Here is a 25,800-nt window from a genome sequence, read left to right as displayed (position 1 = left end):
TTTAAAACCTTATAACCTCCCGCGCGGCGACAGACTGTCGGCACGATCGAACCGAAGGATACGCGCCGGTCGGGGAAGCCTTTTGATACAGATCAATAGAGCATTGTATTGCAGCGCACGATGCTCGCCAATGCTTGATGTGGAGTGCTTTTTGGGGTAGCAGGATAAAAAAAAGGGTGCGTTTGCACGCACCCCCAACCCCAACAGAGAGACAAAAATTCCTGCGTCATGAGCCGATCCGCCTTTGCGTCGATCAACTCAATTAACCATGTGTGCATTGTGCCTATTGCACGAATCCAGTCATTGACATGGATCAATCAAACACACGCGGGTTGCAGAAATTTGCCCTGATCGGTTGCCAGCGCCATTATTCCCCGGCGCCAAGCCTTGTTTCTACAGCGATTTCTGATCACGCCCGTCTTCGCCATCCGGTGTATCGGACAGGCGATCAGCGGCCGGATCATCATCATCCATCAGCATACGATACGCTGGTCCTTCCATATCATCAAATTGTCCGCTTTTGACAGACCACCAGAACAGAAAGCCGATGATGAAGACCAGCAGGACCGACAGGGGGATGAGTAAATAGAGGCTTTCCATTAGCGCGCGGGCCCTTTGTTGGCTCGCTGCAGGCGCAGCGCATTGAGCACCACCATGAGCGAGCTGGCAGACATGCCGATACCGGCCATCCACGGGGTCACCCAGCCGGCCACAGCCAGCGGGATCGCTACCATATTGTAGCCAAAGGCCCAGGTCAGATTCTGACGAATGATCCGGAAGGTTCTGCGCGCCAGCATCATCCCATCGACAAGAGCCTGCAAGCGCCCACCCAGCAGGACAACATCTGCCTGGGTGCGCGCCAGTTCGGTCCCCCCGCCCATGGCGATCGAGACGTGCGCCTGGGCAAGCACCGGCGCATCGTTCACGCCATCACCCACCATCGCCACGACCCGGTGTTGCGCTTGCAGCAATGCAATTGCCTCGTATTTCTGCTGCGGCGTCAGGCCGCCACGTGCGTCATCGAGCGACAAGGACTTCGCAAACGAGGTCACCGTGTCCGGCGCGTCACCACTGAGAACACCGGTTCGAATACCCGCCGCCTCAAGCTGGCGGATGGTCTGAGCAGCATCCTCGCGTGGCATATCAGTACAGTCGAGCGCAGCCACCCAGGCGCCTTCGCTACCCAGGAAGACGGTTGTGTGGCGGGCGTCGCCTTGAGCAAGGACGTCAGGCACGCCACGACCGACCAGGTCGGCCACAAACCCTTCGCGCCCGATCCGGTAGCGGATGCCGTCTACAACCCCTTCTACGCCCTGCCCTGTCGTGGCACGCACGCCACTGGCCGAGGCGCCCCCCGGGGAGGCATTGAGGATGGCCGTGGCAATGGCGTGCTCGGACCCCGCCTCCAGCGCCGCGGCTATTTTCACGGCGGTGTCTCGAGAGCCATCGGCGACCGGACGCACCTCGGCCAGACGCATCCGCCCTTCGGTAAGCGTACCGGTCTTGTCGAACATGAACGTATCGACCTTGGCGAGCGCTTCGATGGCATGCCCGCGTGTGATCAGCACCCCGAGCTTCGACATGGCGTCGGACGAAACCGTCAATGCGGCTGGCGTGGCCAGGGAAAGCGCGCAGGGGCAGCTGACCACCAGCACTGAAACAAAAACCCAGAGCGCCCGATCCGGATCGACCAGGTACCAGCCAATGCCTGAGGTAACCGCCACCAGAAGCAAAAAGGCGATGAAGCGTGCCGCAATACGATCTGCCATCTGCACCAGGGCCGGCTTTTCTGCGGAGGCCCGTTCCATGAGCCGCATGATGGCAGCGAGACGCGTGGCGTCTCCAATCTGTTGCACCTCGATCACCAGCGGACTGGACACATTGACGCTACCTCCTGTGACCAGATCGCCCGGGGTTTTACTCACCGGGCGACTCTCTCCGGTCAACAAGGCCTCGTCGGCAGCGCTCTCGCCATCGAGCACCTGACCATCCGCAGGAATGGCCTCCCCCGGCCTCACCCGCACCTGGTCTCCAACCACCAGCGTTGATACGGGCACGCGCTCTTCGCCGCCGTCAGCCAGCAGCTTGTCGGCAAAAACCGGCAGAACCTTGCCCAGCGATTCGACACCGCGAACCGCTTTCTGCCTTGCCACCATTTCCAGGTAGCGTCCGCACAGCAAAAAGAAGACGAACATGGCGACCGAATCGAAGTACACCTCGCCGCTGGCCGTAAACGTCGCCCAGCAACTGGCCAGAAAGGCGCTCCCAACCCCGAGCGCCACGGGCACATCCATACCCAGGCGCTTGAGTCGCACGTCACGCCACGCGCGCTGAAAGAAAGGGGCTGCCGAATAGAAAACGACGGGGAGGGTCAGGATGAAGCTGGCCCAGCGCAACAACTGCTCAATGTCGGCAGTCATGTCGCCATCGCCCGCCACATAGGCGGGAATGGCATACATCATGACCTGCATCATGCCGAAACCCGCCACGAACAGTCGCCACAGGGCCGAACGACGCTCGCGCTTGGCAATCTGCTCCGAGCGCGCCTCGTCATATGGATAGGCGCGATAGCCAATGGCCTGGACCGCAGCCAGGATATCCGAGAGATGGACCTCGCGCTCATCCCATCTGACACGCGCCCGTCGCGTGGCGTAATTGATCGAGATCGCGGTCACGCCTTTGAGTGCCGCCACATGCTGCTCATTGAGCCACACACAAGCGGCACATGTAATGCCTTCCAGAATCAGGGCTGCCTCGCGTTCATGTTCGCCGACAGGCCGGACAAAACTCTTCTGGAAATCTGGGTGGTCAAACAGGCCGAGTTCTTCGAGCGCCTCCGGAATCGCTTCTTTTTGCGACTCGGGCATCGCATCGCGGTGCCGGTAGTAGTCATCCAGACCATTGTCTACGATTGCCTGCGCCACCGCCTGACAACCGGCGCAACACATCTCGCGGGGCGCGCCACCGATCCGGACTTCAAAACGGGCGTCCGACGGTACCGGCAGACCGCAGTGGTAACACTCTGCCTGGCTGGGGCGGAAGGACACGGACGACTCGGACACTCGGTACCTCGATGTTGCTGGCGCCAGACGCGCCGACCGATGCCTTGTATCACAAATGACAAGGCACAGTGCTGCACCACATCAAGCGCAGGGCACAACCGCCCCCCGAAGGGACAGCGCCGTCACTTGGGCGCCATCCGGATCGCCCCGTCCATACGAATGACCTCACCGTTGAGATAAGCGTTTTCGATGATGTGGCAAACCAGCGAGGCAAACTCCTCGGGCTTGCCCAGTCGCGGAGGAAACGGGACCATTTTGCCGAGCGCCTGCTGGACATCATCCGGCATGCCCGAAAGCATCGGTGTTTCCATGATGCCCGGCGCAATGGTCATGACGCGGACACCGAAACGGGCCAGCTCCCGGGCCAGCGGCAGCGTCATGGCAACCACCCCGCCTTTGGATGCGGCATATGCGGCCTGACCGATCTGGCCATCAAATGCGGCCACCGACGCCGTATTGATGATCACGCCCCGCTCGCCCGCGTCGTTCGGCGCAACCGCCTGTATCGCATCGGCGGCAAGGCGGAGCATATTGAACGTGCCCATCAGATTGATACTGATCGTTCGCATGAAGGTGTCGAGCCGATGCACGCCCTCGCGCCCAAGCACCTTCTCCGCAGGGGCAACACCGGCGCAATTGACAAGACCATGAACCGCACCGAATCGCTCACGTGCCACAGAAAAGACACGCCGCGCCGCGTCTTCGTCGGTCACATCAGCCCTGACGAAGCAAAACGAAGATTCAGACACCTCGTCACCTTCGGACACATCAACCCCGACGACACGCGCTCCACCATCAACCAAACGTTTCGTGACCGCCGCCCCCAAACCTGAGCGAGCCCCTGTCACGACAAAAACCGATCCGGCCAGATTCATTGCACACCCCATTGTGTTACGTTTACGTCAACGTAACACAATGGATAAAGAAACGGGGCGCAATGCGCCCCGCTCCGATGTCTGGTGCTGCTGAGAGGAGTCGAACCTCCGACCTACTGATTACGAATCAGTTGCTCTACCAACTGAGCTACAGCAGCAAGAGGACGGCATTCTAGTCTCGAATCTCCCGACAGACAAGAGACGTGAATCACGTCACGCACGGCACCCCGCCGAAAAACCATCCGTCCAGCGCGATTTGCCATTTGTCGCACGACAGGAGCATTGCCGGCCGGCGATGCCGATGATAAGGGTGTCCTCAAAGGGGTTGATAGATGAACAACAAACCGCAAGCACATCAACAACGAGGTTTCACCCTCATTGAACTAATGGTGACGGTCGCCATCTTGGCAATCCTTGCCTCCATTGCGCTGCCTTCGTATCGGGATTACGTGCTGCGCAGCCAACTCTCGGAGGCGCTGAGCGGCCTGTCCGAATGGCGCGTCCGCATGGAGCAGTTCTATCAGGACAATCGCAGTTATGACAACGGCGGAGCCTGCGGTGCAGCCGCCCCCACTTCAGTTCAGTATTTCGGGTTCAATTGCGCGACGAACAACGGCGGACAAGGATATACCCTGACCGCATCCGGCACGGGCCAAACCTCAGCGTTCACTTACACCATGAATCAAGCAGGCCAGAAGGCAACCACGGCGACCAAGTGGTCCGGCGTGACAAGCACTACCTGCTGGGTCGTCTCTAAGAGCGGATCATGCTACTGAAACGTCATTCCAGCGGATTTTCACTGGTCGAGATGATGGTTGTGGTCGTCATCCTGGGCGTCATCGCCTCACTTGCCGCCCCATCTTTCAGTCAGTGGATCACCAACCGCCGAATTCGCACCGCTGCTGAATCCGTCCTTTCCGGACTGCAGATGGCTCGCGCCGAGGCCGTCCGCAGAAATGCATCGGTTCGTTTTCAACTGATGTCTAACACTGGGCCGGGCTGTGCGCCGAGGGCGACCGGACCGGCCTGGGTGGTCAGCCGTGGCGCTGCTGCCGGGCTGTGCAGTGTCTCCCCGTCCAACACGACGTCAACGCCCACTGCCGCCGACCCGATCATCATTGCCTCCAACGGCGGCGCCGAAGCGAGTGTCGACACCCAGGTCATTGGTGCAGATGGCCGGACCTTAGCCGTTTTTGATGGACTTGGCCGCATTCTATCGAGCACGACAGCAACATCACTCGCGTGCATCGATATCGATGTCCCGACGTCCACGCTCCCCGCGGCGGACAGCCGAAACCTCCGCATCATGATCTCAAGTGGTGGTCAGGTTCGCATGTGCGACCCTAACGTGACCGCGGACACCCGAGACCCCCGCTACTGCGACGCCGCAAATGCAGGACAGAACCGATGCGTATGAAATTCTCACTTCGCCAATCGCAACGAGGCATTGCCCTACTTGAAGCACTCATTGCAATCCTCGTCTTTTCGCTTGGGGTGCTCGGCATCGTCAGTCTGCAAGCCAGTTCGGCACGGGCTGTGGCCGAAGCGTCGGTCCGTGCCGACGCTGCCATGCTGGCCAACCAAGTCATCGGCATGATGTGGGCAGACGCCACTGCCAACATTGGCTCATACGCCTACCTGTCCGGCACCTCAACCGGCTCACTGTGTGAGGCGCCCTTCGCTGCAGGCGCAGCGGCTGCGTCCACTCCTACCGGCAATCTTGCCACGTGGCTGGGCTCGTCCAGCGAGCCCGGCTCGGTTCTTGGCACCCTTCCGGGCGGTCAGGCGCGCATTCAGATTATTGGCGCGGGTTCAACCAACATTGCCACGGTCACCGTCTGCTGGCAGTCAGCGGATCCACAATCTGCCTCGGGATTCACCATGCACAACTACGAGACGGTCTCGCAGATTCAGAGGTAAATCACCATGTACGCGAAACCACAACCGGTCGCTGCTTTTGTCCGCCAGTGCGGCATGTCGCTCGTCGAGCTGCTCGTGGGCATTGCCATTGCCATGATTGCCAGCGTCTTCATGCTGCAGCTGTTTTCCGTAAACGAAGGCCAACAGCGTGTCGCATCGGGAGGCGCAGACGCTATTACCAACGGACAGATTGCGCTGTTCCAGATCGAACGCGATCTTCGAATGGCCGGGCTTTCCGTCGGTGCAATGAGTTGCCCTGACATCCTGATCTTCTACCAAGGCCTTGGCACTCAGAGTGTCTCAACTTTTCCTGTGCGGCTTTCAGCAGACACCAACTTCCTGATCAGTGCTTCTGATTATGTTCCCGACGACAGCGATCAGGTTGAAGTTTTGTACAGCGCTTCTCCACTTGGTGCGATCCCAAGCGTTCTGCAAACCGCCATGCCTACGTCCTCGTCTGTCTTGCGTGTCGATGACGGCCATGGTTTTTTCCAGGGGGAACTCGTACTACTCGGTGACCCCGCGTACCCAAGCAAACCGTGCGCGATCGTTCAAATGAGCAAGGACGGACAACGTACGGGTACCGCGAATACGACAACAAGCGGAACCATGTGGAATCTTCTGCACAGTTCCGGTTCCTTTCCATATAACACGCCCAACGGCACAGACTTCTTCCCAGCGGGTGACCCTACTGCAAGCCCCCCTATTCCAGCAGGCTACGGCGTTGGCGCCCTCGCTTTCCGACTGGGCGATATGGTCCGACAGCGCTACCGAATCAGCAATAACGATGAGCTGGTGGTGGATGATCTGTCCGACCCGTCTGCCGTGACAACCATCACCCTCGCGAAAGGCGTCGTTGCGTTGAAGGGCCTTTACGCTATTGACACCAGCGTCATCCCTGACGGTGTTGCTGACGAGTTCTGGTCACGCGATGAGATGGAAGCGAAAATTGCAGGCAACGCAGTTAAGCCCCACCAAGTCGTCGGAGCCCGGATCGCGCTGGTGGTCCGGAATTCGCAGTATGACCGGGAATACACCTCACCGTTTGCCTCCGGCAAGGAACTGTGGGATGGCGGGCCGGTACTGACCATTGGCGGCACCTATGGGCCCAACTACCGGTATGCGGTGCTCCAAACCGCGGTGCCCTTCCGTAACGTCATCTGGAACACGCCATGAATACGAATCTGAAGCATCGTCGTCAGCGCGGCGTCGTGCTCATTCTTGCCTTGATTATTCTGGCGACCATGATGATCGGCGCCGCGGCACTGACACGAACGATTTCAAATGCAAACGCTATCGCGGGCAACCTGTCATTCAAACAGAACTCTTTGAATATCGCGGATATTGGCATCGAAACCGCTATTACGGACATGACCACGAGCATTTTGGGAGCGTCGCAGGAGAACTATTGGCCGAACAGTTGCAGCGTAGCGAACGGGGATTGCACTTATTACCCCAATCAGCAGGCTGCGGACGCGAAGGGGGTTCCGCTGACAATCAACTGGTCTTCGGTCGCCACCATCGCCAGCCTCTCAATCCCGAGCGGTTATTCGGTTCAGTACGTCGCCGACCGTATGTGCGATCCGGCCGCTGGACTCCCGATTGACAATCCGATCGATGACTGTGTTTCAGAAACATTCAACGATGGGCGACAGGGTGGTGACCTCAGTGTCGGCGGCAAGAAACTGACGGAAGCCAACGCGGTGGCCTACCGCGTGACAGTTCGTGTTACCGGCCCCAAGTCGACCGAAACCTTTGTTCAAGCCATCGTGAAGATGTAAGGCAAGGAGTATTGCCATGAACACAAAACGAAATCTCATGCGCGCCCTGACACGTGGCACGTTCGTCACGCTGCTTGCCGCCGCCAACCTTCCAGCGGCCTACTCAGCGACTGACTTGTCCGACACGCCGATCAACGTGATGAACGCGGTCTCACCGAACATCATGTTCACTCTGGACGACTCCGGCTCAATGCAGTTTGAAGCCAGCCCGGAATTCCAGCTTGCCGACGCTCAGGTGCCCAACTACCCAACCATCTGGCAGGTTGCAGGCATCCAATACCTGTTCCCTCCCCGCAACAGCAACACGTACAACGACACGGGCGACCTTTACCGGTCTTGGATCTGGACTGGGAGTCAGTGGTATTTCGAGTATCTCATCCCGGATTTCAATATCAACAACCCGGTTGCCCGATACGCTCGCTCGGCCGCGGGCAATCCTATGTACTACAACCCGAACATCCGCTACCTGCCCTGGCGACGTTCGGACGGCACGTTCTACCCCAATTCAACTCCGTCCAGCGCACCTTTGCACCCCACTCGCAGTGTGGCGGGCACCGTGAATCTCACGGGCACACTCTCCCTGTCCGGATTTTTCGTTTCCACGTCGAGTTCCGGCGGGTATCAGAACTACCTCAGTACGAACTTCAGCTTCAAACCCGCGACTTACTTCCGCTACCTGGGCACCGGGCGGCTGAGTGGATTCGCGGATCCCAACAATACGGTTGGCAACTTTCAGCGTGTCGTGATCACGAGCGGCAGCACGTATCCGAAATCAGCCGAGAGAACCGACTGTGCCGGATCTGTGTGCACCTATGCCGAGGAAATCCAGAACTTCGCCAACTGGTTTACCTACTATCGATCGCGTGGCCTGGCCGCCCGAGCGGGCATTGGCGCAGCATTTTCGTCTCAGAACGAAAACATCCGGGTCGGCTTCGGACAGATCAATACCGGCGTAAATACTATTGACGGCGTTGACACCGGCACGATTGAACTAGGCGTTCGCAAGTTCTCCGGCACCGACCGTGATGCGTTTTTCAATCGCCTCTACAACGCACAGATCCCCACACTGTCCACGCCACTGCGGCGCGCAGCAGACGACGTGGGCCAGTATTTCATGCGTAGCGACAACGCGGGACCCTATGGTGAATTCCCGGGGCTCACCACCGGCACTCAGTTCTCGTGCCGGCCCAACTTCCACGTGCTGATGTCCGACGGCTACTGGTCCGAAGGTACGGCCAACGAAGCCCGCACCGCACTTGCACGTGCAAACACCGATGGTACAGCCGGCTCCACATCCACCACCTCGGGGGCCATCAGCTCGGCCAATGGCCTACCTGACTATACCTATACGCCCGGATCGCCCTACTCCGACTCCTTCCAAAATACACTGGCTGACGTCGCCATGTATTACTGGAAGAACGATTTGCGCACCGACGCGACGATGAAGAACGACGTCAAGCCGCGCGACACGGATCCCGCGTTCTGGCAACACGTCGCCATGTACAACATCGGCCTTGGCGTGACGGGATCGGTGAGCAGCGACCTGATCGACCAAGCCTTGGCTGGCGACCCGACTACCATCAACTGGCCGAATCCGGCCAACGGCAATCCGGAAAAACTGGACGATTTTGCGCATGCGGCCATCAACAGTCGCGGCGGCTTCTTCAGTGCTGCAGAGCCCGACGTGTTTGCTGAAGAGCTCACGCGTACCCTCGACGCCATCGTGGCTCAGACGTCTGCCGCAGCGGCCGTTGCCGTGACCGACGTCAATCTTGCCAGCAATGCACTCAACCTGATATTCAGCACCGAGTACGAGTCTGGCGGCTGGACTGGCGACCTCTTCGCCGAGAAGGTAGACCCCGCAACCGGCAACATCCTTCCGGACGTGGTCTGGGCCGCAGGCTCCGCCGGGGAGCAGCTCACGCAGCGTGCGCCGGACACGCGCTACATCGTCACCTATGACACTGCCACCAACACTGGTGTGCAGTTTCAGCCAGTGGGCTCGAGCACATCGAGCACGGTCAACAATGCACAGCAAACGTCACTCAACACGTCACTGACCAACCTGGATGGGGCCGCAGTCATCAATTACCTGCGCGGCGACAGAAGCCTTGAGGGAACGGTCTATCGAACCCGTAACAGCCTGCTCGGCGACATGGTCAACGCAGAGCCGGTCCTGCTCAACCCACCTGAGGCCGACTACTCCGGAAATGAGTACACGGATTATGAGACCTTCAAATCCGCCAATGCGAACCGGGAACGGGTGATCTTCGTCGGTAGCAACGACGGCATGGTGCACGCGTTCGATGCGCTGACCGGCGCAGAGCTGTGGGCCTATATCCCCAGCCAGGCGCTGGACGATCTCAACCACCTCACAAACGTCGGCGGCCTGACGCATGAATATCATGTGGATGGGTTAATGACCACGGGCGATGTGGATTTTGAAGACACCGGAGGCAACAACGGAAACGGAACCGACTGGCGCACGATTCTTGTGGGCGGCCTGGGTAAGGGTGGGCGCGGCTTCTATGCGCTGGATGTGACCGACCCCACGCCCGACGACGAAGCAGATGCAGCCACCCGAGTCCTTTGGGAGTTTCCGAATGCGTCCACTTCGGCGCTTTATGCGGACAACGTGGGCTACAGTTTCGGTCGGCCGATCATCCTGAAAGCTGACGGCGAATGGGTGGTCGTCGTCTCCTCTGGGTACAACAACGGGACTTCCACGGGTGGGAACGGACATGGCTACCTGTTCGTGCTCAATGCGCGCACGGGCGAGGTGATCGAGGCCATTGATACAGGAGTGGGTACGGCGGCCAACCCGAGCGGTCTTGCCCAACTGACTGCCTTCGCGTACGACGCTACCATTGATGTCACGGCTTCACAGATCTACGGCGGCGATCTCCTCGGCAACCTGTGGCGCTTCGACCTGTCAGCCAATAACAGCAGCCAGTGGAGCGTGACTCGTTTGGCCGCCTTGAAGGATAGTTCAGGCAACCCCCAACCCATCACCACGGCCCCCAAGCTCAGCGTGGTGGGTACGGCCAGCGATTCCAAGCGGATGATCTATGTGGGCACCGGCCAGTATCTCGGACTCAGCGACATTCCGGGCACGGGCACATCAAATTCCCATGCCGCCCAGACCCAGACCATGTACGGGCTTTACGATGATGACAGCCTTAGTGAAATCGCCGTACGCGGAGAACTCGTCGGGCAGACGCTCAGTACGCTCTCCAACGGGACTCGGACCATCGTGAATCCGCAAACCGTCGACTTGAATACCAAGCGGGGATGGTACCTGGACCTCAACCTGACCGGTGAGCGAGTGAACACGGACCCGGCGATCGCGTTTACCACGCTGGTCTTCAACACCAACATCCCTAACTCGGACCCGTGCGAACCCGGTGGCTCCGGTCATCAGTTCTACCTGGACATCGCCACGGGCTCACTGGTTCCTGGTGCTACCGTTGTCGCCGAATTCCAAGCAAATGCACTGCTTTCTCGCCCAGTGCTTTTCCGCACGACGAGTGGTCAGGTTCGCGCAACAACGCGTACCTCAGCGGGTGAAACCCTCAATAGCGATGTCCCGACGCCTCCCGGAGGCGGCACACCCGAGCGCGTCTCCTGGCGGGAACTGCCTGAGGTCTCCCAGTAAGACTGTCTAATCACTGAAGAAAAAAGAGCCGCTTTCGAGCGGCTCTTTTTTTCACCTTGCATCTCTGCCCAAAAAGCATGAACGCCTTAAGTCCACTGCCATCGGTCCGTTACCAGAAAAGAGCGGATAAATAGGTTAGCGGGGAGAGCGTCAGCATGACCGACACAGACGACCGTCTGGTGTTTCTGGATGAAGAGGAATCGGCAGCCGGCAGTGGGCAAACCATCGCCATGCTCCCGCCATGGCGCGTGCTGATTGTGGACGATGACGCCGACGTTCACGAGACCACCACTTTCGCCCTGCGCGACATCACCATCCTCAACCGCCCGATCGAGTTTCTGCATGCCTATTCCGGCGCCGAGGCCCTCGAAAAGCTTCGCGCGGACGACGACATCGCGGTCATGTTGCTCGATGTGGTCATGGAAACCCCTGATGCCGGTCTGCAGATCATTCGGGTCGTGCGCACCGAGTTGAAACTCGTCAATCTGCGTATTGTCTTGCGCACGGGCCAGCCGGGCCAGGCCCCGGAGATGGATGCGATCAGCAGCTTCGATATCAATGACTACAAGACCAAGAACGAGCTGACCCGAAACAAGCTCTTCACCACGCTTACGGCAGCGTTACGCTCGTACGATCAGCTCAAACGTCTGGACGCCAGCCGACTGGGGCTGGAGAAAATCATTGCCGCCAGCAATGAATTCATCACGAAACCGGGGCTCAAGAGCTTTGCCGAGGGCGTGATCACTCAGATTGCCGGGCTGCTTGGGGTTACGCCCGAGGGGCTCGTCTGCGCGAGCCGGATACCGTCCGACTCGCCCGAGCACGCCGCCGAGCAGCTCAAGGTCATTGCGGCCGCGGGCAAGTATTGTCATTTCATCGATCAGGACCTGAACCGCATCTCGGCGCCCGAGATTTCGGCCGCACTGACCACCAGCCTGACCGAACATCGGAGCCAGTGGGGGAGCAACAACGTCACGCTCTACTTCGAGTCCCGCGAAGGGCACAAGTACGCGGCGTTCATCGATTCAAGCAAGGCCATTGCTGCCGTCGACCAGCACCTGCTCGAGGTTTTCTGCACCAATATCGCGCTGTGTGCCAACAACATCGAACTGGTCTCCGCTTTACGCGAGCAGGCCTTCTTCGACCGCCTGGTGCGCCTGCCCAATCGCGTGGCCATGCTCCGGGAGCTGGACAACGCACTCGGCGGTCCGGATTGTGGCCATCAGGGGCTGGCCATCATCGACGTGGACCAGTTTTCCTCCATCAACGACATCTTCGGCCATCACTATGGCGACAGCCTGCTGCGCGCCATCGCCGAGCGCCTGCGCGCCTTTTTCCCGCATTGTTTCATCGCGCGCGTCGCGGGTGATGTGTTCGGCATACTGGGGCGTCGCGAAAGCCTGACGCCTGAGGCCATTCACCGCGTCTTTGCCGCGCCCTTCAGTATCGACCGGGTCGAACACCCGCTGTCCACGTCCATTGGTGTCGTGCACCTGGGCGATGTCCAGGGTGACGGCTCCGACGGCATCCAGAACGCCTACATCGCCCTCAAGCGTGCCAAGTCGTCAGGCATGGGTCAGAGTGCCTACTACTCTGAAGCCATTGCCAACGAGACGCGCGCCCGCAGCCGCATGCTCAGCGACTTGCAGCGTGCCCTGCTCTCCGGGGACCAGCTGTTCACCGTCTTTCAGCCTCAGTATTGCCTCGGCTCCGGCAGTCTGACCGGATTTGAAACGCTGGTGCGTTGGCGTCTTCCAGACGGACAATTCGTGCCTCCGTCCGATTTCATCCCGATCGCAGAGCACTCCTCGCTTATCGTCAATCTGGGCGAATGGGTTCTGAGAAACGCGCTGGAGGCAATCAATCATCTGCACCGTAACGGCCATGCCGGACTGACGGTGGCTGTGAATGTTTCAACCGTGCAACTGCGTCAGCCCAATTTCCTCGCCGTACTCGACCAGGCGTTGACCGATAGCGGCGTCGACCCCACGTACCTGGAACTGGAGATCACGGAATCGGCGGCTGCGCTCGGCCTTGACCAGGTCGCGGGTCTGGTCAGGTCGATTCGCTCACGCGGGATCGCGGTGGCCATCGACGATTTCGGCACCGGCTTCTCATCACTTTCCTACCTGGATCGCCTCGCCGTGGACCGTCTCAAGATCGACCGCGCTTTTGTGTGCACGCTCGACGACGGCTCATCGGGCCGTGTCACTGAAATGATCGTCCCGCTCGGCAAGCATCTTGGCATGAAAGTCCTGGCCGAAGGGGTGGAGACGCGCGCCCAGCTCGCACGCCTTCGTGCTCTTGGCTGCGACGAGATTCAGGGCTACCTCATCGCCCGACCGATGCCCCTACCCGAGCTCGAGCAATGGCTTCTGACCGACGCCGACGATGTGCTCAAGCGGGCCGAGCCCGCCTGACGCGCTGCAACATCACGTAAAATCGGCTGGCTGATCGGGGCGCACTGACGCGCTCCCGACGAGAAACCACAACGCACGCTGCCGTGCATTGGCCCTCCGATGGTTGAATTCCTCGATATCGTCCTGCGCGCAGGTCGCTCCGGCGTCGAACTTGCACTCTTCATCCTGCTACCGGTCATGGTCGTGATGCTGGCCTTGATGCGCCTGCTCGAGGCCAAGGGCGTGCTGGATAAACTCGTCATCCTGCTGGCCCCGCTCCTGCGGCCGTTGGGGCTGACCGGCCTCGGCGTTTTCGCGGCCATGCAGATCAGCTTCGTCAGCTTTGCCGCACCGGTCGCCACGCTGGCAATGATGGAGCAGCGCGGCGCCTCCGACCGGCACATTGCCGCGACGCTGGCCATGGTGATGGCCATGGCACAGGCCAATGTCGTGCTGCCCATGTCGACGATGGGCTTGTCGCTTGGCACCACCATGCTCTTCTCGCTCATCGGCGGGCTCGTCGCGGCCACCGCCAGCTACCACGTGTTCGGCCGACACCTGTCGAATCGGGAAGGCAACGTGGATGAAACGCTGAAACATCCAGTCGCCGAGGATGCCAAAGGTGTGCTCGACGTCATCAATCGGGCTGGCGCCGAGGCCTTCAAGATCACCATCGGCGCCATTCCGATGCTGGTCCTCGCGCTGGTCACCGTCGCGGCCCTGCGCAACAGCGGCGCGATCACTGCCTTGACCGCGTTGATCGCACCCTTGTTGACGCCGCTGGGCATCGACCCAGCCATGGTGCTACCGACGCTCACCAAGTACCTCGGTGGCGGCACTGCCATGATGGGCGTGATGGGCGAAATGCTGCGCGATGGCAGTGCCTCGGTTGCCACGCTCAATGCCAGTATCGGCTTCCTCCTCCATCCGCTGGACATTCCGGGCATCGCTGTGCTGATATCGGCGGGCAAGCGGGTGGCGTCGGTCTGGAAGGTTGCCCTCATGGCGGCCTGCGTGGGCGTCGCCGTGCGCACACTGGCCCACGTGATGCTTTTCTGAGGAGGCGCTCGTGCTCAACGCCCTGACCATACTGCTGGTCTTTCAGCTCATCGGCGAGGTGATCACCCGCCTGGCCGACTGGCCGGTGCCAGGCCCGGTCATCGGTATGGGCTTGCTGTTTCTCACGCTGGTGCTGCGCGGCGGACCGGACGATTCGCTCGAGGGCACGGCCAACGGCTTGCTGAGCCACCTTTCCCTGCTGTTCGTCCCCGCAGGCACCGGCATCATGTTGCACGCCGAACGACTCGAGAGCGAGTGGTTACCGCTGGCCGCCGCACTTCTGGTCAGTACTGTACTGACCATCGCCGTCTCGGCCCTGTGTCTGCAACTGTTCGTCAAACGCCGGGCCGCATCCGATGAATGAGCAGAGCATTACCGGTCTATGGGTCTATCTGTCGACCCGCCCCCTGCTCGGTCTCACCATGACACTCGTGGCCTATGGCATCGCCTGGCGCATCCACCAACGCCTAAGGGGCCATCCGCTGGCCAATCCGGTCCTCATGGCGGTGGCCTTGCTGGTGCTGGTGCTCACCCTGACCGACACGCCCTACCCGCGTTACTTCGATGGTGCACAGTTCGTGCACTTCCTGCTTGGCCCGGCCACCGTCGCCCTCGCCATCCCGCTCTACCGACAATTCAACCGCATGCGCGCCATGGCGCTGCCGCTGGGCGTCACCTTGCTGCTCGGCTGTACGGTGGCCATCACTTCCGCGTGGATTGTGGGCGCCTGGCTGGGCGCCGATGAAAGAACCCTGATCTCCCTGGCCCCCAAAAGCGTTACGACCCCGATTGCCATGGCGGTTGCCGAGGCCCTCGGTGGCCTGCCATCGCTGACAGCCGCACTGGTGATTGCCACCGGCATCCTGGGCGCCATGACCGCCCAAGGCCTGTTTCGCCTCATGCGCATTCAGGATCGCTCCGCACAGGGATTTGCCATCGGCATTGCCGCCCACGGCATCGGAACGGCACGCGCCTTTCAGCTCAGCCCCGAAGCCGGCGCATTCGCCGCCCTGGCCATGGCCGCCAATGGTCTGCTGACCGCCGTCCTCGCCCCCTGGCTGGTACCCATGCTCAAGCACTGGATCAGTCACTGACGGTTTGCCCGCCCGCGGCCGCCTGCCCCATACTGCGCGCTGGAGGACGCCCTCGACCATGGACCCCACGCCTGCCCAAGCCCGCTACTGGCGCAAGAACCTGCAACTGACCCTCACCCTGCTGTGCGTGTGGTTTGCGGTGACGTTCGTCGGCGGCTACTTTGCCGCCGACCTCAACCGCTTTGAAGTGTTCGGCTTTCCATTGGGCTTCTACCTCTTCGCGCAGGGCGCGCTCGTCGCCTTTCTGGTCATCATCGCCATCTATGTACGTCGCATGGAGCAGCTCGACCGCCGCTATCAGCAAGAGGCTTCACCCCCGCTGTCTCAGGCCCGAGGGCCATTCAGCGACGATTAAATGCGCATTTCAAGCCATTTTATCGACACATAAAGATCTTTAAGGTTTCTGTAAGTTTTCTTCTCGATACTGCCCTTGCCCAACCTCTTCCGGCAGCGTGCGGCGTGCGTCAAAACCAAAGCACACGGTCCGGTGGCGGGCGTCAGGGGTCATTCTGACAACCGGCATCGGTCGGTCCGGAAGACTGGCTTTCAACAATATTTGAGAGGAGACACGCGATGGAGAAGCCTCAAGGATCCGGCGAAGCGTACTGGCGCGACACGCTCGGACTGCTGACCACGATTCTCATTATTTGGTTCATCGTTCCGTTTGGCCTCGGCATCATTCTGCAGCCGATGCTCGACACCATCCACATCGGCGGCTACCCGCTCGGGTTCTGGTTCGCTCAACAGGGTTCGATCTACGTCTTCCTGATCCTTACCTTCTGGTACGCATCAGCAATGGGCAAGATCGACCGCAAACACGACGTTCACGAAGACTGAGGAGAGCGGACGAATGGATCTTAAGACCCTAACCTACATCGTGGTTGGCGCGACCTTCGCGCTCTACCTCGGTATCGCCTTCTGGGCACGTGCTGGCAGCACCGGCGAGTTCTACACCGCCGGCGGTGGTGTCCACCCGGTCGCCAACGGTATGGCCACCGGCGCTGACTGGATGTCGGCAGCCTCCTTCATCTCCATGGCAGGTCTCATCGCCTACAACGGCTATGGCGCTTCCCTGTTCCTGATGGGCTGGACCGGTGGCTACGTGTTGCTGGCCATGCTGCTCGCTCCGTACCTGCGCAAGTTCGGCAAGTTCACGGTGCCCGAGTTCATCGGCGATCGTTACTACTCCAACGGCGCGCGTATCGTGGCCGTCATCTGCCTGATCCTGGCTTCCATCACCTACGTGATCGGCCAGATGAAGGGTGTTGGCGTCGCGTTCTCCCGCTTCCTGGAAGTGGAATACGACACCGGCCTGTACATCGGTATGGCCATCGTGTTCGCCTACGCCGTGCTCGGCGGCATGAAGGGTATTACCTATACCCAGATCGCCCAGTACGTGGTGCTGATTCTGGCCTACACCATCCCGGCCATCTTCATCTCCCTGAACCTGACCGGCAACCCGCTGCCGCAACTGGGTCTGGGTTCCACCATGGCTGACGGCTCGGGCATGACCCTGCTGAACAAGCTCAATCTGGTGGTGACCGAACTGGGCTTCCCGAAATACACGGAACAGACCATCGCCGGCCGCTTCGACATGTTTGTCTACACCATGTCGCTGATGATCGGTACCGCAGGTCTGCCGCACGTGATCGTCCGCTTCTTCACCGTGCCGAAAGTGGCTGATGCCCGCTCCTCCGCGGGTTGGGCGCTGGTGTTCATCGCGATCCTCTACACGACCGCTCCGGCTGTCGGCGCCATGGCTCGCCTGAACCTGCACGAAACCATCCAAACTGGCGAAATCGGCGCTCCGGACGGCAACCTGAAGTACGACGAGCGTCCCCAGTGGTTCAAGAACTGGGAAGCCACCGGTCTGCTGCAGTTCGAAGACAAGAACGGTGACGGCCGCATCCAGTACTACAACGACAAGAACCCGGAAATGGCAGCCAAGGCCGAGTCCTTCGGCTGGAAAGGCAACGAGATGGTCAAGGTTGACCGCGACATCATCGTGCTGGCCAACCCGGAAATCGCCAAGCTGCCGAACTGGGTGATCGCCCTGGTCGCCGCCGGTGGTCTGGCTGCTGCACTGTCGACCGCTGCCGGTCTGCTGCTGGCCATCTCCTCCGCCATCTCGCATGACCTGATGAAGGGTGTCTTCACCCCGAACATCAGCGAGAAGCAGGAGCTGAACGCCGGTCGTATCGCCATGGCGGGCGCCATCGTGGTGGCTGGTTACCTCGGTCTGAACCCCCCGGGCTTCGCCGCAGGTACCGTGGCCATCGCCTTCGGTCTGGCTGCATCGTCCATCTTCCCGGCCCTCATGCTCGGTATCTTCTACAAGCGCATGAACAAGGAAGGTGTGATCGCAGGCATGCTGTCCGGCATTCTGGTGACCATGCTGTACGTGTTCCAGCACAAAGGCATCTTCTTCGTGAAGGGCACTGAGTTCCTGGGTGATCTGGGCCCCAACTGGTTCCTTGGCATCCAGCCGAACGCCTTCGGTGCTATCGGCGCAGTGGTGAACTTCGCAGTCGCCATGATCGTGTGCAAGATGACCGCCGAGCCGCCGCAGCACATTCAGGATCTGGTCGAGTCCATCCGTACCCCGCGTGGTGCTGGTGTGGCCACCGGTCACTGATACCGAAAAAACGCGCAAGCGTGATTCGGACAAGCCCCCGCTTCGGCGGGGGCTTTTTCATTTCTGCACGCACTACGGGAAAACGCGGATAACCGCCAGTGCCCCTCAGTGCTAGCCTCGCAAGCATCTTTTCCTACCCCGAAGCCATACTTCCCATGTACCAACACATCATTGCTGCCATTGACGACAGCGACACCTCGACGCGAGCCATCCGCGAGGCCGTGGCTCTCGCGACTGCCAGTGGCGCTGAGCTGACACTGGTCCACGCCGTGGACGAGGCGCTGTTCGCACACTTCACCCACACCACTCTGGCCAATCGCGATGCAGTGGAGGCAGCGCTCATCAATGAAGGCCAGACCGTCCTCGACAACGCGGCACAGATTGCAGCCGATGCCGGCATGACGGCCAAGACACGACTGCTCACCTCTCGCCATCAGTCCACCTCGGATCAGGTCCATCAAGCCGTTCAGGAGCTTGGCGGCGATCTGCTGGTGGTCGGTTCGCACGGGCGACGCGGCGTACAGCGCCTGATCCTGGGCAGCGTGGCCGAGCGCCTGCTGAAAAAAGTGGGTATTTCGGTGCTGATCGTTCGCGGCGCCGGCTGATTCAGTTCCACTGACGAGCGCCCGCGAACAGGCGCTGGTATGATGCGCCCGGCACGCCCACAGGCGTGCCGTTCAGGCCGAGTTGCTTCGGTTTTCACGCAGAAAACAGACGCCACACGCACATCATGCAAGTACCCGAATTCATCAAACAATGGTTTAGCGCCATTGGCATCGACATCGCCCATAGCGGGCTGATCGTTCAAGTCTTCCTCGTCGTGGTGGGCGTGCTGCTCATCAACTTCGTGCTCGGCATCGTGTTGCGCCAGCTGCTGGCGCGCACGCACAAGACCGATAGCGTCTGGGACGAGGCGGCGCTGGAGGCCATCGGCCGACCACTGCGCTTCCTCATCTGGCTCAACGGCATCGCCTTTGCCGCCGAAATGGTCGGCAAGCACACCGAGGCGCCCATCTTCGGCGTCATCGAACCGGTCCGCACCATCGGCGTCGTTGCCCTCATCGCCTGGGCATGCTCGCGCCTGATCAAGAACATTGAAGTGGCCTTGGTGAGGCATCGCACGAAGCTGGGCAAGCCGACCGATCAGACCACGGTCAATGCCATCGCCAAGCTGCTGCGCCTGGCCGTGCTCATCACCGCCGTGCTCATCGTTCTGCAATCGCTCGGCTTCTCCATTTCGGGCGTTCTTGCCTTCGGCGGTATCGGCGGCATCGCGGTGGGTTTTGCGGCCAAGGACCTGCTGGCCAATTTCTTTGGCGCCATGATGGTGTACTTCGACCGCCCCTTCGCGGTCGGCGACTGGGTCCGTTCGCCAGACCGGGATATCGAAGGCACCGTGGAGGAAATCGGCTGGCGCCTGACACGCATCCGGCGTTTCGACAAGCGTCCGCTGTATGTGCCCAACTCGGTGTTCACGCAGATTTCGGTCGAGAACCCCTCGCGCATGACCCATCGGCGCATCTACGAAACCATCGGTATTCGTTACGACGATCTGGACAAGATGCAGTCGATCACCGACGCGGTTCGCCAGATGCTGGTTGAGCACGACGAGATCGATGAGACACAGACCATGATCGTGCACTTCGACGCTTTCAACGCCTCATCGCTCGATTTCTTCGTCTACACCTTCACCAAAACGACTCAATGGGTGAAGTTCCACGAAGTGAAACAAGACGTGCTGCTCAAGGTTGCCGGCATCATCGAAGCGCATGGAGCGGAAATTGCCTTTCCGACGCGCACCCTCCACTTGCCTGAAGGGCTACATATCGAATCCGCGCCACAACTGGTGGCCGCCAGCGAATCAGCCAAGGCATGAAAAAAGCGCCCCGCGGGGCGCTTTTTCGTTGCTGCCAGACCCGCTCAGCGACCAAACATGCCGCCAAGCATGGACAAACCCTGCTCCAGCAATGCATTGTCGTTCGACACTTCGCCTTGCGGGGAGAGCTTGTCGATAAGCCCCGGTAGCGCCTGAGCAAGGCCACCCGCGACATCGCCATGGCTCATGCCGAACTGGTTGGCCAACTGACCGATCATGCCGTCGCCCAGTGCGTTGGTGATTTCACCTGCACCCACCGATTCATTCGAACCGCCACCCAGCCAGCTGCTCACCTGCTCGGCCAGCCCCCCGGCCTGCAGGCGGGAAATCAGCCCGGGCAGCCCCCCTTCGGTATTGTTGATCAGTGCCATGACCAGTTGAACCATATTGCCGTTCTGGCCGCCGCCCAGTACCTGCCCTGCCAATTGATCAAACAATCCCATGCGTTCTCTCCTTTTGCATACACCGATGACATCCTTGAACCATTCATGATGGCCGCTTGAGCGCACGGCCTCAAGTCCCGAGACAGGGTTTCACGTTTTCGCCGCGAGCCAAGTTTGTATGGAACACCCCCAGCTGGCCTTCTCTATTGGCTAGAATGGCACCATTGACCGACCTTTTTGACACACCAGAAATGACACAAGACGAAATGAAGAAAGCGGCCGCAGAGGCCGCCCTGGCCTTTGTTGAGAAAGGCAGCATCGTGGGCGTCGGCACCGGCTCGACGGCCAACTTCTTCATTGACGGCCTCGGCCGCATGAAGGAGGACATCAAGGGTGCGGTGGCCAGTTCGGAAGCAAGTGCACAACGCCTGGCCAGCCACGGCATTCGCCTGTTCGATCTCAACGACGTCAGCGAGATGCCTGTCTATGTGGACGGCGCCGACGAAATCGACGGCTCGCTCGCCATGATCAAGGGTGGTGGCGGCGCGCTGACCCGCGAGAAGATCGTTGCCGCAGTTGCCGGCCGCTTCGTCTGCATCTGCGACCAGAGCAAGCAGGTCGCGGTCATGGGCAAGTTCCCGCTGCCGGTGGAAGTCATCCCGATGGCGCGAGCCCATGTCGCCCGCCAGCTCGAGGCACTGGGTGGCCGCCCGGTGCTCCGCGAGGGCTTCACCACTGACAACGGCAACATCATTCTCGACGTTCACGATCTCGAGATCACCGACCCCAAGGGGTTTGAAACCACCGTCAATCAGATCGCCGGCGTGGTCACCAACGGACTGTTTGCCCTTCGTGGCGCCGACGTGCTCCTGCTCGCGACCCCAGAGGGCGTACGCGAAATCAAAGAAGGCTGAAATATTTATGTCATCGAAGCGAAATAACATGTCTGCCTTCTCAGTGGACTTGGATTCTCTCCCCCCCATGAACGAGCACATCTCCAAGCAATTCGATGCTGAACTCGAACAAATGCGCACCAAGGTGTTGCAGATGGGGGGTATGGTCGAACTCCAGATTGCCCGGGCACTCGACGGGCTCGCCAATGGCGATCTCGACGAACTCGAACACGTCATTGATGACGATCACCGCATCAATTTGATGGAGATCGAGCTCGACGAAGCCTGCACCCACATGATCGCCAAGCGCCAGCCCACGGCGCGCGACCTGCGTCTGGTCATGACCGTCTTCAAGATGATCACCGACCTGGAGCGCATCGGTGACGAGGCCAAGAAGATCGCCAAGATGAGCAAGCGTCTGCACTCAGGCGAGAAGCCTTTCCAGCCGCGCATCGAGCTGCGTCACTCGGCCAATATCGCCATCGACATGCTGCGCAAGACGCTGGATGCCTTCGCCCGGCTCGACATTTCCTCGGTGGCCGACATCGTGCGCGAGGACAAGCAGGTGGATGCCGAATTCAAGGGCATCATCCGCCAGTTGATCACCTTCCTGATGGAAGACCCGCGCACCATCTCGGCCGGCATCGACATGCTGTTCATGGCCAAGGCCGTCGAGCGCATCGGCGATCATGCCAAGAACATGTCCGAGTACGTGGTTTATATGGTCAAGGGTCGGGATATTCGCCACGCGGGCATCGAAGCCCTCGAGCAGGAAGTGGCCAACGACTGAGGCCGGATCACGACACCCGACAAAAAAGGACGGCCACGGCCGTCCTTTTTTGTTGTGCAGCGCCCGATTCAGGCAGACGGCGGCACGAACCCACCGATGCCATCAGCACCGTCACCGAAGAAATGGCGTTCCATCTGCTCCGACAGGTACTTCCGCGCACGCGCATCCATCAGGTTCAGGCGGTTTTCGTTGATCAGCATCGTCTGATGCTTCACCCACTGGGCCCACGCTTCCTTGGACACGTTTTCGTAGATTTTCTTACCCAGCTCGCCGGGCACCGGCGGGCGATCCAGCCCTTCCATTTCCTCACCCAGCTTGATGCATTTGACCATTCGCGTCATGTCGATACCTGCGTTCTGATAGCGGAAAAACAATGGTTCATTCTAGCGTGATTGCCACGCCCGTGCTGCGCTGCCGCCTCAGATCGGCTTCATGAGCACCTTGGATCGCCGCTGCAGGTTGTAGAGCTCCCGCTTCAGACTGGGCAGACGGTCCGGGCTCACCTCGTCAAAGCCACGCTCGCGAAACCAGTGGGCCGTCCGTGTCGTGAGCACGAACAGCGCCTCAAGCTGCTGTTCGCGAGCGCGGCGCTCGATGCGACGCATGAGCATTTCCCCCAGGCCGGCGCGACGGAACTCGGTCATCACTGCCACACACGCCATTTCCCCCGCCTTCTCTTCGCTGAAGGGATAGAGCGCGGCACAGCCGACCAGCACGCCGTCGTGCTCCACCACCGAAAAACGGGTGATTTCCTGTTCAAGCAACTCGCGACCACGACGCACCAATGTGCCATCCGCCTCCAGAGGCTCCAGAAGCGTCACCAGGGCCCCCACGTCTTCTACGGTGGCTTCTCGCAGACGGAAGAGCGGATCGCGCGACAGAATGGTACCCACGCCCTGGTGGGTAAAGAATTCGAGCAACAGACCACCGTCCCGATCGCGGTCGATGAGGTGAGCCCGGTGGACGCCCTGACGCACCGCCCGAATGGCACACGGCAGAAACAGGTCAAGATCCTCGGTCAGTCCCTGGCCAGCGAGCAGCATGCGCTCGGCTTCATCGGCGGTGACCGAATCGATCAACTCCCCCTGTTCGTCGAGCAGACCCGGCGCATCGCACAGGTACAGCAGCTTTTCGGCGTTCAGCGCCACGGCCACGGATTCGGCCACTTCCTCGACGGGCAGGTTGAAAATCTCACCCGACGGCGATGTCCCCAGCGACGAGATCAGGACCACATTCTGTTGATCCAGGTCGGCGGCGATTTCGTCGGCCATGATCTTGCGCACTTTCCCGGTGAACTGAAGATCCACCCCGTCGACCACGCCGACCGGCCGCGCCGTGATGAAATTTCCCCCGGTCACGCGCATGTAGCTTCCGGCCATGGGGGTGTTGGGCAGCCCCTGCGAGAGCCGCGCTTCGAGCTCAAGACGTGTGACCGCCATGGCCGACTTCACACAATCGAGCGCTGCGGCATCGGTGACCCGCACGCCGTTGTGAAAACGGGACTCCAGCCCGCGCCGCTCCATTTCTGCGTCGATCTGCGGGCGCGCGCCATGGACAAGCACCAGCCGGATGCCCAAGGCTGCCAGCAGGTTGCAATCGTAGGCCAGCGCCTGGCCCAGTTGCCCCGTCGCCACCTCGCCACCGAACCCGATCACGAACGTCTTGCCACGGAAGGCGTGGATGTAGGGCGCGGCACCTCGCACCCATGCCACGAAGTGACGGGTGAGATCACTGGCCGTCTTGGCCGGGTCTAGCATGTCTGGATCTGAATGCACGAGGCCTCCCAAGCTCATGAACGGGATGAAACATCCGCCGGAAGTCGTTGAATGAGGCGCAGTTTAACGGGATTGTGCATTGCGCGACAGCTTGCACATCGTGCAGGTTGATTTATTCATCGAACGCGGATTCAAGCTGTTCGCAGATCGTGCGCAACACCTTGATGCGGGCGAATCGCTTATTGTCTGCCTCGATCAGGGTCCACGGTGCAGCCTCGGTACTGGTCCGGTCGATCATGTCGCACACCGCACGTTCGTATTGCGGCCATTTCTCGCGATTGCGCCAGTCTTCGTCGGTGATCTTGTGGCGCTTGTGCGGCTCCACTTCCCGCGCCTTGAAACGGGCCAGTTGCTCTTCGTCACTGATCGCCAGCCAGAACTTCACCACCACGGCACCCGCCCGGATCAGGGCATCCTCAAAGTCGTTGATTTCCTCGTACGCGCGCATCCAGTCGGCTTCCGAGCAGAAACCCTCGACCCGCTCGACCAGTACGCGCCCATACCAGGAGCGGTCGAAAATCACCGCCTTGCCCTGCCGCGGCACATGACGCCAGAAGCGCCACAGATAAGGCTGCGCACGTTCTTCCTCTGTCGGGGCGGCAATGGGCACGACCTGGTACTGCCGCGTATCGAGCGCCGCGGTTACCCGCCGGATCGAACCGCCTTTGCCGGCCGCGTCCATTCCTTCGAACACCAGCACCAGAGAGCGCTCGCAAAAGGCCTTGCTGCGGGTCAACAACGCCAGGCGCCCCTGCCAGCGCTCCAGTTCCTTGTTGTAATCCTTCTTGTCCAGAGGCTGATCGAGCACCAGCTGGCGCAGCAAATTGCGCTCATCGAGCTGCGGCGGCAAAGGCGCCGTGCTGACACGGGCCTGCCACTTGTGCGCCACGTCGAGCCGCTTTCTGAGTGCGTCGAGCAGGGTTTGACCGACGAGCAGACCGCGATAACGCTCGTCGGAACCATCCACGATAAGCCAGGGTGCCTCGGCGGTGCTTGTGTGACGCACCACATGCTCGGCCACATCATGCCGTCGATCATATTGCTTGTAGTTACGCCAATCCGCTCTGGTAACGCGCCATCGGGTCAGCGGGTCGGACTCGAGCTTTTCCAGCCGCGCCTTTTGCTGCTTGCACGAAAGATGGAACCAGAACTTGAGCAACACCACGCCTTCGCGCGTGAGCATCTGCTCGAAGCGGTTGATTTCAGCCAGGCGTTGATCGAGCTCGCTTTGCTTGATGTCTTTTTCGACCCGGGCGTTGATGGGCCCTTCGTACCAGTTGCCGAAGAGCACGCCGATCTTTCCCTTGGGCGGCAGGGCCCGCCAGAAACGCCACATCGGGGGGCGCTCCTGCTCTTCAGACGATGGCGCGTCGAAGGCGCGGGTCATGACGTGGCGGGGATCGAGCCATTCGTTCAGCAGCTTGACCGTTTCCCCCTTGCCGGCAGCATCGACGCCATTGACGAGGATCACGACCGCGAAACCGGCCGATTCGAGCAGATCGAACTGGGCATCGAGGAGCTGGGTGCGCAATTCAGGCACCTCGGCCTCATAGGCGGCCTTGTCGACCCGGTGTCCCAACTCGGCGGATTCGAACATGTGTCA

At 60.4% G+C, this 25,800-nt stretch carries 24 protein-coding genes and 1 tRNA gene; 17 read left to right on the top strand and 8 right to left on the bottom strand.

From position 1 onward, the window contains the following. Window positions 1-393: 393 nt before the first annotated feature. The 4 genes from ccoS to J0W34_RS06490 form a co-directional block, all read right to left on the bottom strand. Complete coding sequence (gene ccoS / locus J0W34_RS06505; RefSeq protein ID WP_230971116.1) at window positions 394-600, bottom strand: cbb3-type cytochrome oxidase assembly protein CcoS; 207 nt, start codon at window positions 598-600, stop codon at window positions 394-396. Then, entirely contained in the window at window positions 600-3,062 is a 2,463-nt protein-coding gene (locus tag J0W34_RS06500) for a heavy metal translocating P-type ATPase (RefSeq protein WP_230971115.1), read from the bottom strand. Before J0W34_RS06500 ends, ccoS begins: the two co-directional genes overlap by 1 nt. 122 nt (window positions 3,063-3,184) lie before the next feature. Then, window positions 3,185-3,937 (bottom strand): SDR family NAD(P)-dependent oxidoreductase, encoded by a 753-nt coding sequence (locus J0W34_RS06495; protein WP_230971114.1) that lies wholly within the window; start codon window positions 3,935-3,937, stop codon window positions 3,185-3,187. Between the two features lie 82 nt (window positions 3,938-4,019). Continuing rightward, window positions 4,020-4,095 (bottom strand) — tRNA-Thr (locus J0W34_RS06490). A 174-nt stretch (window positions 4,096-4,269) separates the two neighbouring features. Here J0W34_RS06490 and J0W34_RS06480 point away from each other — a divergent pair. From J0W34_RS06480 to J0W34_RS06410, 15 genes are all read left to right on the top strand, one after another. After that, the gene (locus J0W34_RS06480; RefSeq protein WP_269144639.1) at window positions 4,270-4,713 is read left to right on the top strand and encodes a type IV pilin protein; all 444 of its coding nucleotides are present in this window, start codon (window positions 4,270-4,272) and stop codon (window positions 4,711-4,713) included. After that, a complete protein-coding gene (locus J0W34_RS06475; RefSeq protein ID WP_230971113.1) occupies window positions 4,704-5,354 on the top strand; it encodes a GspH/FimT family pseudopilin in 651 nt (216 codons plus the stop codon). Before J0W34_RS06480 ends, J0W34_RS06475 begins: the two co-directional genes overlap by 10 nt. Then, window positions 5,345-5,857 carry a type IV pilus modification protein PilV gene (pilV, locus tag J0W34_RS06470; protein ID WP_230971112.1) on the top strand — a complete coding sequence of 171 codons (513 nt, stop codon included), beginning with the start codon at window positions 5,345-5,347 and terminating at the stop codon, window positions 5,855-5,857. Before J0W34_RS06475 ends, pilV begins: the two co-directional genes overlap by 10 nt. Window positions 5,858-5,863: 6 nt before the next feature. Further along, the gene (locus tag J0W34_RS06465; RefSeq protein ID WP_230971111.1) at window positions 5,864-7,033 is read left to right on the top strand and encodes a PilW family protein; all 1,170 of its coding nucleotides are present in this window, start codon (window positions 5,864-5,866) and stop codon (window positions 7,031-7,033) included. After that, complete coding sequence (locus J0W34_RS06460) at window positions 7,030-7,638, top strand: pilus assembly PilX family protein (RefSeq protein WP_230971110.1); 609 nt, start codon at window positions 7,030-7,032, stop codon at window positions 7,636-7,638. The genes J0W34_RS06465 and J0W34_RS06460 overlap by 4 nt, the downstream gene beginning before the upstream one ends. Window positions 7,639-7,654: 16 nt before the next feature. Next, on the top strand, window positions 7,655-11,293 hold the full coding sequence (locus J0W34_RS06455; RefSeq protein ID WP_230971109.1) for a pilus assembly protein: 3,639 nt from the start codon (window positions 7,655-7,657) through the stop codon (window positions 11,291-11,293). A 155-nt stretch (window positions 11,294-11,448) separates the two neighbouring features. Then, a complete protein-coding gene (locus J0W34_RS06450; RefSeq protein WP_230971108.1) occupies window positions 11,449-13,713 on the top strand; it encodes a bifunctional diguanylate cyclase/phosphodiesterase in 2,265 nt (754 codons plus the stop codon). 99 nt (window positions 13,714-13,812) lie between these two features. Then, a complete protein-coding gene (locus J0W34_RS06445; RefSeq protein ID WP_230971107.1) occupies window positions 13,813-14,751 on the top strand; it encodes a nucleoside recognition domain-containing protein in 939 nt (312 codons plus the stop codon). A gap of 10 nt (window positions 14,752-14,761) precedes the next feature. After that, window positions 14,762-15,115 carry a CidA/LrgA family protein gene (locus J0W34_RS06440; protein ID WP_227817012.1) on the top strand — a complete coding sequence of 118 codons (354 nt, stop codon included), beginning with the start codon at window positions 14,762-14,764 and terminating at the stop codon, window positions 15,113-15,115. Further along, a complete protein-coding gene (locus J0W34_RS06435) occupies window positions 15,108-15,845 on the top strand; it encodes an LrgB family protein (RefSeq protein WP_230971106.1) in 738 nt (245 codons plus the stop codon). Before J0W34_RS06440 ends, J0W34_RS06435 begins: the two co-directional genes overlap by 8 nt. Window positions 15,846-15,903: 58 nt before the next feature. Next, entirely contained in the window at window positions 15,904-16,200 is a 297-nt protein-coding gene (locus J0W34_RS06430) for a DUF4212 domain-containing protein (protein ID WP_230971105.1), read from the top strand. Window positions 16,201-16,418: 218 nt separating this feature from the next. Then, window positions 16,419-16,682, top strand: a complete 264-nt coding sequence (locus tag J0W34_RS06425) for a DUF4212 domain-containing protein (protein WP_227817015.1) — start codon at window positions 16,419-16,421, stop codon at window positions 16,680-16,682. Window positions 16,683-16,695: 13 nt separating this feature from the next. After that, window positions 16,696-18,480: a sodium:solute symporter family protein gene (locus J0W34_RS06420; protein WP_230971104.1), complete on the top strand. Its 1,785-nt coding sequence runs from the start codon at window positions 16,696-16,698 to the stop codon at window positions 18,478-18,480. Between the two features lie 155 nt (window positions 18,481-18,635). Then, the gene (locus J0W34_RS06415; RefSeq protein ID WP_227817017.1) at window positions 18,636-19,085 is read left to right on the top strand and encodes a universal stress protein; all 450 of its coding nucleotides are present in this window, start codon (window positions 18,636-18,638) and stop codon (window positions 19,083-19,085) included. A gap of 125 nt (window positions 19,086-19,210) precedes the next feature. Further along, complete coding sequence (locus tag J0W34_RS06410; protein WP_227817018.1) at window positions 19,211-20,356, top strand: mechanosensitive ion channel family protein; 1,146 nt, start codon at window positions 19,211-19,213, stop codon at window positions 20,354-20,356. Between the two features lie 44 nt (window positions 20,357-20,400). Here J0W34_RS06410 and J0W34_RS06405 read toward each other — a convergent pair whose 3' ends face one another. Further along, on the bottom strand, window positions 20,401-20,799 hold the full coding sequence (locus tag J0W34_RS06405) for a YidB family protein (RefSeq protein ID WP_230971103.1): 399 nt from the start codon (window positions 20,797-20,799) through the stop codon (window positions 20,401-20,403). Window positions 20,800-20,990: 191 nt separating this feature from the next. Between J0W34_RS06405 and rpiA the strand changes: the two genes are divergently transcribed. Both rpiA and phoU read left to right on the top strand, forming a co-directional pair. Next, complete coding sequence (gene rpiA / locus J0W34_RS06400) at window positions 20,991-21,653, top strand: ribose-5-phosphate isomerase RpiA (RefSeq protein WP_227817020.1); 663 nt, start codon at window positions 20,991-20,993, stop codon at window positions 21,651-21,653. A 67-nt stretch (window positions 21,654-21,720) separates the two neighbouring features. Beyond that, window positions 21,721-22,422: a phosphate signaling complex protein PhoU gene (gene phoU / locus J0W34_RS06395; protein ID WP_227817021.1), complete on the top strand. Its 702-nt coding sequence runs from the start codon at window positions 21,721-21,723 to the stop codon at window positions 22,420-22,422. A 68-nt stretch (window positions 22,423-22,490) separates the two neighbouring features. On the opposite strand, the gene J0W34_RS06390 is transcribed toward phoU, so the two are convergent. The 3 genes from J0W34_RS06390 to pap all read right to left on the bottom strand — a co-directional run bounded on the left by J0W34_RS06390 (window position 22,491) and on the right by pap (window position 25,794). Further along, window positions 22,491-22,763, bottom strand: coding sequence for an oxidative damage protection protein (locus J0W34_RS06390; RefSeq protein WP_227817022.1), 273 nt, complete (start codon window positions 22,761-22,763; stop codon window positions 22,491-22,493). A gap of 78 nt (window positions 22,764-22,841) precedes the next feature. Continuing rightward, window positions 22,842-24,179 carry an amino-acid N-acetyltransferase gene (gene argA, locus J0W34_RS06385; protein WP_227817023.1) on the bottom strand — a complete coding sequence of 446 codons (1,338 nt, stop codon included), beginning with the start codon at window positions 24,177-24,179 and terminating at the stop codon, window positions 22,842-22,844. Window positions 24,180-24,309: 130 nt separating this feature from the next. After that, window positions 24,310-25,794 (bottom strand): polyphosphate:AMP phosphotransferase, encoded by a 1,485-nt coding sequence (pap, locus tag J0W34_RS06380; RefSeq protein WP_227817024.1) that lies wholly within the window; start codon window positions 25,792-25,794, stop codon window positions 24,310-24,312. Window positions 25,795-25,800: the final 6 nt, after the last annotated feature.

The organism is Nitrogeniibacter aestuarii (assembly GCF_017309585.1).
Classification (GTDB): Bacteria; Pseudomonadota; Gammaproteobacteria; order Burkholderiales; family Rhodocyclaceae; genus Nitrogeniibacter; species Nitrogeniibacter aestuarii.
The sequence above is the reverse complement of the archived record's forward strand: the minus strand, read 5'-3'. Positions and strand labels throughout refer to the sequence as shown.

Excerpts from the sequence above, each read along its gene's own strand:
- ccoS (WP_230971116.1), bottom strand. The coding sequence starts at position 600 with ATGGAAAGCCTCTATTTACTCATCCCCCTGTCGGTCCTGCTGGTCTTC.
- J0W34_RS06495 (WP_230971114.1), bottom strand. The coding sequence starts at position 3,937 with ATGAATCTGGCCGGATCGGTTTTTGTCGTGACAGGGGCTCGCTCAGGT.
- J0W34_RS06480 (WP_269144639.1), top strand. The coding sequence starts at position 4,270 with ATGAACAACAAACCGCAAGCACATCAACAACGAGGTTTCACCCTCATT.
- J0W34_RS06475 (WP_230971113.1), top strand. The coding sequence starts at position 4,704 with ATGCTACTGAAACGTCATTCCAGCGGATTTTCACTGGTCGAGATGATG.
- pilV (WP_230971112.1), top strand. The coding sequence starts at position 5,345 with ATGCGTATGAAATTCTCACTTCGCCAATCGCAACGAGGCATTGCCCTA.
- J0W34_RS06465 (WP_230971111.1), top strand. The coding sequence starts at position 5,864 with ATGTACGCGAAACCACAACCGGTCGCTGCTTTTGTCCGCCAGTGCGGC.
- J0W34_RS06460 (WP_230971110.1), top strand. The coding sequence starts at position 7,030 with ATGAATACGAATCTGAAGCATCGTCGTCAGCGCGGCGTCGTGCTCATT.
- J0W34_RS06455 (WP_230971109.1), top strand. The coding sequence starts at position 7,655 with ATGAACACAAAACGAAATCTCATGCGCGCCCTGACACGTGGCACGTTC.
- J0W34_RS06450 (WP_230971108.1), top strand. The coding sequence starts at position 11,449 with ATGACCGACACAGACGACCGTCTGGTGTTTCTGGATGAAGAGGAATCG.
- J0W34_RS06445 (WP_230971107.1), top strand. The coding sequence starts at position 13,813 with ATGGTTGAATTCCTCGATATCGTCCTGCGCGCAGGTCGCTCCGGCGTC.
- J0W34_RS06435 (WP_230971106.1), top strand. The coding sequence starts at position 15,108 with ATGAATGAGCAGAGCATTACCGGTCTATGGGTCTATCTGTCGACCCGC.
- J0W34_RS06430 (WP_230971105.1), top strand. The coding sequence starts at position 15,904 with ATGGACCCCACGCCTGCCCAAGCCCGCTACTGGCGCAAGAACCTGCAA.
- J0W34_RS06425 (WP_227817015.1), top strand. The coding sequence starts at position 16,419 with ATGGAGAAGCCTCAAGGATCCGGCGAAGCGTACTGGCGCGACACGCTC.
- J0W34_RS06420 (WP_230971104.1), top strand. The coding sequence starts at position 16,696 with ATGGATCTTAAGACCCTAACCTACATCGTGGTTGGCGCGACCTTCGCG.
- J0W34_RS06415 (WP_227817017.1), top strand. The coding sequence starts at position 18,636 with ATGTACCAACACATCATTGCTGCCATTGACGACAGCGACACCTCGACG.
- J0W34_RS06410 (WP_227817018.1), top strand. The coding sequence starts at position 19,211 with ATGCAAGTACCCGAATTCATCAAACAATGGTTTAGCGCCATTGGCATC.
- J0W34_RS06405 (WP_230971103.1), bottom strand. The coding sequence starts at position 20,799 with ATGGGATTGTTTGATCAATTGGCAGGGCAGGTACTGGGCGGCGGCCAG.
- rpiA (WP_227817020.1), top strand. The coding sequence starts at position 20,991 with ATGACACAAGACGAAATGAAGAAAGCGGCCGCAGAGGCCGCCCTGGCC.
- phoU (WP_227817021.1), top strand. The coding sequence starts at position 21,721 with ATGAACGAGCACATCTCCAAGCAATTCGATGCTGAACTCGAACAAATG.
- J0W34_RS06390 (WP_227817022.1), bottom strand. The coding sequence starts at position 22,763 with ATGACGCGAATGGTCAAATGCATCAAGCTGGGTGAGGAAATGGAAGGG.
- argA (WP_227817023.1), bottom strand. The coding sequence starts at position 24,179 with ATGCTAGACCCGGCCAAGACGGCCAGTGATCTCACCCGTCACTTCGTG.
- pap (WP_227817024.1), bottom strand. The coding sequence starts at position 25,794 with ATGTTCGAATCCGCCGAGTTGGGACACCGGGTCGACAAGGCCGCCTAT.